The following is a 6,904-nucleotide window of genomic DNA, read 5'->3' as shown; positions in this document are numbered from 1 at the left end:
CGTTGACTCCAAAAATACTTATAACAAATTGAATTTCAATAATTTCAAAGAACATCTATGATTTTTTAGTGGACACTAATGTTCGGATATAATAAAAAATTTCTACTTCTTTTATCTCTTTTGAGATTTTGGGTAAACTTACTATTACGGTATTCTTAAACGATTCGGAAGATTTTTTATTCTGTTTCGAATGAAATTTCAAATAAATTCTATATCGAAAGATTTTCATTATGACAGTGCATAATAATGGATGCTGAAAGGGTAACATAATTATTAATTTAGATCAAATGTAATAGTGTATTAATAGTAAATTAAATATTAAACAGATTGATTACTATGTTATTATAAATAAAAAAAGAGGCTTTTTCTCAAAAGTCCCTTTTTAAAGGTTTTCAATAGGTATTAATTTTTTAAGGTAAAAAAGATTGTTCTAGGTTAATGCATGCAAAGATGTACTTTTTCCTGAATCTCGCAAAAAAAATATATATGTTATATAACCTATTTTTAAGTGTCTTTTATACAATTATATATAATTAATTTTCTGCATTTTAGTGTTATATATATAAAAATTATATCCTTATGGTGATTAAAAATTTGCTTAAAAACGAATTATTTTCTCTTTTGGAGTTTTAAAACTTGTGCAGATCGAGCCGGCAGATACAATTTCAGCCACTCTTTCTTTTCTTTTTTATATAGAGGATCTGGAATCGTGAAATGCTCGATTGATTCGTCAATCAATCCGTATCCTCCGAATGTATAAGAATCGGTATTTAATACGGTTTTATAGCTGCCTTTGGATGCTAATATACCGTAATCGGTAAAGGATTTGAACGGATGGAAGTTGAATATGAATAATAGATCTTTTCGCATAAATGCTAAAATTTGGTCTCCTCCGTTGTCCCATAATTTGATGATGGGACTTTGTTCAAAATGTTTTACATCTTTTACCAATTTGATCATTGCCTCGTCAAAGTTTCCTAAATATTCGTATTTAAGATCTTTTCTATCAACAAGACTCCATTGTCTGCGGGCATATTTATAAGACCAACCATTACCTTCTCTCGGAAAATCAATCCATTCGGGATGACCGAATTCGTTTCCCATAAAATTCAGATAGCCTCCATTGATAGTCGATAAAGTGACTAATCGTATCATTTTGTGCAGAGACATGCCCCTGTCAACGGCCATATTGGTGTCATTTTTCATCATGTGCCAATACATTTGATCGTCGATAAGTCTGAAAATTATTGTCTTATCCCCGACAAGAGCTTGATCGTGACTTTCTGCATAATTGATGGTTTTTTCGTCAGACCGTCGGTTGGTCAGCTCCCAGAAAATTGCAGAAGGATTCCATTCCTCATCTTTCTTTTCTTTGATTATCTTAATCCAGAAATCGGGGATACCCATAGCCATACGGTAATCAAACCCGATACCTCCGTCTTCTGTTTTCGCAGCAAGACCCGGCATTCCGCTCATCTCTTCGGCAATCGTTATTGCATGAGGATTAACTTCATGAATTAATTTATTTGCCAAAGTAAGATACGTGATCGCATTTTCGTCTTGTCCTCCGTCGTAATAATCATTATAACTGCCAAAAGCTTTTCCTAATCCGTGATCGTAATAAAGCATCGAGGTGACGCCGTCGAAACGGAAACCGTCGAATTTGAATTCTTCAAGCCAATATTTGCAGTTGGATAATAAAAAATGAATTACCTCATTTTTTCCATAGTCAAAACAAAGAGAGTCCCATGCAGGGTGCTCTCTTCTGTGATCTCCGTAAAAAAATTGGTTGTAAGAACCATCGAAACGTCCTAATCCTTCGACTTCATTTTTTACCGCGTGAGAATGTACTATATCCATGATTACGGCTATGCCCGAAGCATGAGCTTCGTCTATCAGCTGTTTCAGTTCGTCAGGTGTGCCGAAACGGGATGAGGGTGCGAAAAAACTTGAAACATGATACCCGAACGATCCGTAATAAGGGTGTTCCTGAACGGCCATGATTTGTATAGCATTGTATCCGTCTTTTGCGATGCGTGGGAGAATTTTTTCTCGGAATTCGTTGTAGCTGCCTATTCGTTCTTCTTCTTGTGCCATACCTATATGACACTCGTAAATCAGTAAAGGGGAGATTTGAGGCTTAAATTTTTTTTTCTTGAATTTATAAGGCCTCGAAGGTGACCATACTTGAGCAGAAAATATGTAAGTCTTTTCATCTTGGACAACTCGAGTTGCCCATGCAGGTATGCGTTCACCATGACCGCCATTCCAATGCATCGATAATTTATATAAATCGAGGTGCTTTATTTCTCCGGTTTTTAGTTTAAGCTCCCATACGCCGTTTTTTAGTTTTGAAAAGCGATATTTAGTATTCTCTTTCCATTCCGAGAAATTTCCGATCAGGAAAATATCTGTTGCATTAGGAGCCCATTCTCGTATGACCCAACCTTGCTCTGTTTTGTGAAGCCCGAAATATAAGTATCCGTCTGCGAAATCAGATAAAGATTTGCCTTTTCCGGCCAGTTCTTTTTCTTTGGAAACCGAAAGTTGAAATCGATGTTCGATATCCGTTTTATAAGGTTCGAGCCAAGGATCGTTTTTTATTAAATTGAGAGAATCCATAATATCTTGTATCTTAAAGTGGTAGATAGAATAAAGTTGCAGGAGAATCGTAGAATATCGGTATTATAAAAGGCAGATAAAACGTAATGTCGATTTTTTATAATTAACTATGTCCGAATCCGGACATAGTTAATTCGGGAAACTGTTTCTATGTTTCGGTATTTATATACGTACTTTAACGATAACTTTTTTGAAGTTTCCTTCAGCAATTCCGGGAGCATGTCCGTCTTCAGGAAAGAATATGGCAAATTCTCCGGGTTGCACTTGTATATAGGTTGTCGGGGTATCTGCAAAGAAAGTTATGTCTTTTTCCTCATTATAAGGTTGTGTTATCTTTTTCAATTCTTTTGTCGCTTTCCAGCCCATTGTTTCAGTTGTGGTCAAAGGCATCTGTATGTCGATATATTTATTGTGAGTTTCCATTTTAGCAGCATCTTTACTTTTTCCCACAGGTTCTGCTATGGAAACATATAAATCATCTCCGTCGAGAACTATTTTCCCGGCTTCTTTGGTAGAGAAATCGGTCGATTTTAGAAAATCGAATGCTTTTTTAAATAATGGGTGCAACTGTTCGATCGAAGCTGAGTTGCTGAGAGAATCTAAGATCATGATGTTTGTTTTTTAGTGTCTTAATTTAGCAATCGGACATCTTGTTTTTTGTCCGGAACTATGCAAATTTATAAAAATATTTGAGATAAGCCTTGTTTTTCCTGATCTTTTATTATCTACTTGCATGTTATTAATTTTTCATTTAAAAGCGATCGGTAAGGGTTGGGTAGGGGTGTATCCGCTTCGGATACGCCACTCTTGTGGATATAAATTGTTTGCTCTGTTTCCGAGATTTTTTGCCCACCCTAATGGCATTCCCTCGAATGTCAGTAGAAAATAATCACGTTCATTGCTTTGCAGTTGAAAAGACTCTCTACGCAAATAGGATAGAGCCGTGTTTAAAGGTAGCTCTTCTTCCGGAAAAATGTTTCGGTTCAGGAATGTTGATAAAGCTAATGCATGTTCGGGAATATAGGCTTTTCCTTTGGCGTAAGCCAGAGGAATTCCTGCATGTATAACATTTGTCCGGGACTCGAACAGGGGCAGGTCTTCTGAATATTCTGACGGAAATGCGAATATCGAATTTGCGTTAGAACTGAAAAAGAACTTTTCATTGTTTCTGATCCATGATCTGATATTATCGGGAATAGAACATCCATTCCGATTCTTGTTCTTTTTTGCTGATATTCTATTCTGTAGCCTCTCTCTTGGAATAATATCTTCGCTCTCTGATTTGCGGAATACGGTCATGAAAAGACCTTCTCCCTTAGTAACATGCGGCATAAACCGGTAGCAAGGAACAGTACCGGTCAACTCTTTATGGATACCCCATTCCGGATCTGTTTTTACCGGTAGAGGTGTAGCTCCCAATCTATTTTGTATATAATCGGCTATGAGTTCGTTCTCATCGGTGTTGTAGGTGCAAGTACTGTATATCAGTATACCACCGGGACGTAAAGCATCCCAGATATTGTGCAGTATTTCTTTTTGACGTTCCGAACATAGTCCGACATTCGATGCAGACCACTCTTGTACAGCCACCGGATCTTTGCGAAACATGCCTTCTCCGGAACAAGGAACATCGGTGAGAATAACGTCGAAATAGTGTTTCAGTGAATTGAACGTCGCCGAGTCGTTATTCGTGACGATACAGTACGGATTCCCCCACTTGATAATGTTCTCTGCAAGAACATGCGCACGATTGCGGACTATTTCATTGCAGACGACCAGACTGCCTTCGGGCAGAGCTGATAGAGCCAATGTCGTTTTTCCACCGGGAGCAGCGCATAAGTCGAGATAACGAACCGGTCGGATTATATGCTGTCTGATGACATAATCGAGAAACATGGACGAAGCTTCTTGCACATAATAAGCTCCGGCATGGAATCGAGGGTCGAATGTGAATGCGGGACGATCTTGCAGGTAATAACCGTTTTTGCACCAAGGAACTTGCTCTTGCCCGAATAATCCGGAATTGGTTTTTAAAGGATTTAGCCGGATACTTATCGGAGATTCTTCTCGCAGAGCTTTTTCAAAAGCCGGATATTCGTCTTTCAATAAATTTTTTGTTCGGTCGGTAAAAGCAAGAGGTAATTCCATGTCGTGTTTCTGTTATTTGCACAAAATTACATACTTTTCGGATATAAAGAAACGGTTTTGCATTTATGATAAGTGCCGGGAAATCTTTACCTTTGTCGCAAAGAGTATTGTATCTATGCATTCAGCAGCACTTTATCTGATCCCTGTAACATTGGGAGACACGCCGGTAGATCGAGTATTGCCGGTTTATAATAATACGATAATATCCGGTATCTCTCATTTTATAGTGGAGAATATCCGTACGGCACGTCGTTTTCTAAAAAAGTCGAATCCGGAAATCAATATAGATTCCTTGACATTTTATACATTGAACAGACATACACGTCCTGAAGAGGTTTCGGATTATCTGACGCCATTAGCGGCAGGTTTTTCCGTCGGAATTATTTCGGAAGCCGGATGTCCGGCAATTGCCGATCCCGGTGCGGATGTCGTGGCGATTGCTCAACGAGCCGGATATAAGGTAGTTCCTTTAGTCGGTCCGTCATCTATTTTGATGTCATTGATGGCTTCTGGATTTAACGGTCAAAGTTTCGCTTTTCACGGCTATTTGCCGATAGATGCGGGAGAACGGGCTCGGATGCTTAAGAATCTGGAACATCGTATCTATGCCGAGAATGAGACGCAGATATTCATAGAGACACCTTATCGGAACAGTCGTATTATAGATGATTTTATAAAGACATGCAATCCTCTCACTAAATTGTGTATTGCAGCGAATATTACGTGTGAAGATGAGTATATCCGTACCTTGACATTAAAGGAATGGAATAAGGTAAAGCCTGATTTGGGTAAAAAGCCGTGTATCTTTTTACTTTATAAATAGTTTGGCGATCCTCTTTTTTTGACGCAAAAGAATTATCTTTGTAGACTTCAAAGACAAAAAGAGAGTTTGTAGATGAATTTACGTTTTTTGAGCCTTGCCAGCGGAAGCAGTGGAAATTGTTATTATCTTGGAAATGACGAATATGGAATTCTGATCGATGCAGGTATAGGCATACGCACTATAAAGAAGCACTTAAAAGAACATAATATCCCGTTTGAAAATATTGTCGGTTTGTGTATCACTCATGACCATGCCGACCATATAAAGTCTGCAGGTTGTTTGGGTGAAAAATATTTTATTCCGGTATATACGACAAAGGAAATTCTTGCCGGAATGAATCGCAGCTATTGCATGACCGAAAAGATTTATACGGCATGTCATCCTATCTGTAAGGAAGTTCCTTTTGAGATTCGGGATTTTAAGATTACTTCGTTCGAAGTTCCCCATGACGGTACGGATAATGTCGGTTACTTTATAGAATACGGAGACCGGAAATTTGCTTTTGCCACAGATCTCGGACATATTCCTCCGGGTGTGGCTCACTATCTTCGCAAAGCGAATTATTTGGTTATAGAGGCGAATTACGATATTGAGATGTTGACCCATGGGACATACCCTCCGCATTTGAAACAAAGAATCATTAACCCGAATGGTCACATGAGTAATGCCGATACGGCAGAATTTTTGGCTCGGAATTTTACGGAAGATATGCGATATATTTTTCTTTGTCATTTGAGCCGGGAAAATAATCATCCCGAATTGGCCTATAAAACAGTGGAATATCGTCTTTATCAGGAGGGAATACGTGTGGGAAAGGATGTTCAGTTAGTTGCTCTTAAAAGAAATCATCCTTCAGAATATTACAATTTCGAATAAAATTTTATTGAAAACGTTTTGTTGTTTTTTTGAAAAGCATTACTTTTGCAACCGCAACCAGCAAAAGAAATGACTCCGTAGCTCAGTTGGTAGAGCAAATGACTCTTAATCATTGGGTCGAGAGTTCGAGCCTCTCCGGGGTCACAGAAAAAAGTCTTTAGATACAATTTCTAAAGGCTTTTTTGTTTTTAATATGTTTTTAGCGTATGTCTGAATTTTCCGATGCAGAAAATATTATCAAGATATTTTTATAGTTTTTTTCAATACTATAAAAAGCTATTGTTTCTTTTATCTTGATTTCGTTATCACATCCTGTTCATTTGATTATTGTTTTTTGCTTTTGCTGACCTATTTACAAAGTGTAGCGGTTTTTTAAAAATACCTCTTTATAATATTTATTTGTTAAATAGATATTATTGATTACATTTGTTTTTA

5 protein-coding genes and 1 tRNA gene are annotated in these 6,904 nt (G+C 37.6%); 3 read left to right on the top strand and 3 right to left on the bottom strand.

Annotated elements, in window-relative coordinates; all coding sequences use genetic code 11:
* Positions 1-609: 609 nt before the first annotated feature.
* The 3 genes from AC1WHX_RS09290 to AC1WHX_RS09280 all read right to left on the bottom strand — a co-directional run bounded on the left by AC1WHX_RS09290 (position 610) and on the right by AC1WHX_RS09280 (position 4,770).
* Positions 610-2,622, bottom strand: a complete 2,013-nt coding sequence (locus AC1WHX_RS09290; RefSeq protein WP_302544928.1) for an alpha amylase C-terminal domain-containing protein — start codon at positions 2,620-2,622, stop codon at positions 610-612.
* 162 nt (positions 2,623-2,784) lie between these two features.
* Positions 2,785-3,231: a NanQ anomerase/TabA/YiaL family protein gene (locus tag AC1WHX_RS09285; protein ID WP_122303946.1), complete on the bottom strand. Its 447-nt coding sequence runs from the start codon at positions 3,229-3,231 to the stop codon at positions 2,785-2,787.
* Positions 3,232-3,369: 138 nt separating this feature from the next.
* Positions 3,370-4,770 carry a methyltransferase RsmF C-terminal domain-like protein gene (locus AC1WHX_RS09280; RefSeq protein WP_302544927.1) on the bottom strand — a complete coding sequence of 467 codons (1,401 nt, stop codon included), beginning with the start codon at positions 4,768-4,770 and terminating at the stop codon, positions 3,370-3,372.
* A gap of 115 nt (positions 4,771-4,885) precedes the next feature.
* Here AC1WHX_RS09280 and AC1WHX_RS09275 point away from each other — a divergent pair, with 115 nt between their 5' ends.
* The 3 genes from AC1WHX_RS09275 (at position 4,886) to AC1WHX_RS09265 (ending at position 6,613) form a co-directional block, all read left to right on the top strand.
* Positions 4,886-5,593, top strand: a complete 708-nt coding sequence (locus tag AC1WHX_RS09275; RefSeq protein ID WP_270214256.1) for an SAM-dependent methyltransferase — start codon at positions 4,886-4,888, stop codon at positions 5,591-5,593.
* A 72-nt stretch (positions 5,594-5,665) separates the two neighbouring features.
* Positions 5,666-6,469 (top strand): MBL fold metallo-hydrolase, encoded by an 804-nt coding sequence (locus AC1WHX_RS09270; RefSeq protein WP_009318778.1) that lies wholly within the window; start codon positions 5,666-5,668, stop codon positions 6,467-6,469.
* A 71-nt stretch (positions 6,470-6,540) separates the two neighbouring features.
* Positions 6,541-6,613: transfer RNA gene (locus AC1WHX_RS09265), tRNA-Lys, on the top strand.
* The last annotated feature ends 291 nt before the right edge of the window (positions 6,614-6,904 follow it).

The organism is Coprobacter sp. (genome assembly GCF_982436375.1).
This window is presented reverse-complemented; position numbering and strand designations above follow the sequence as displayed.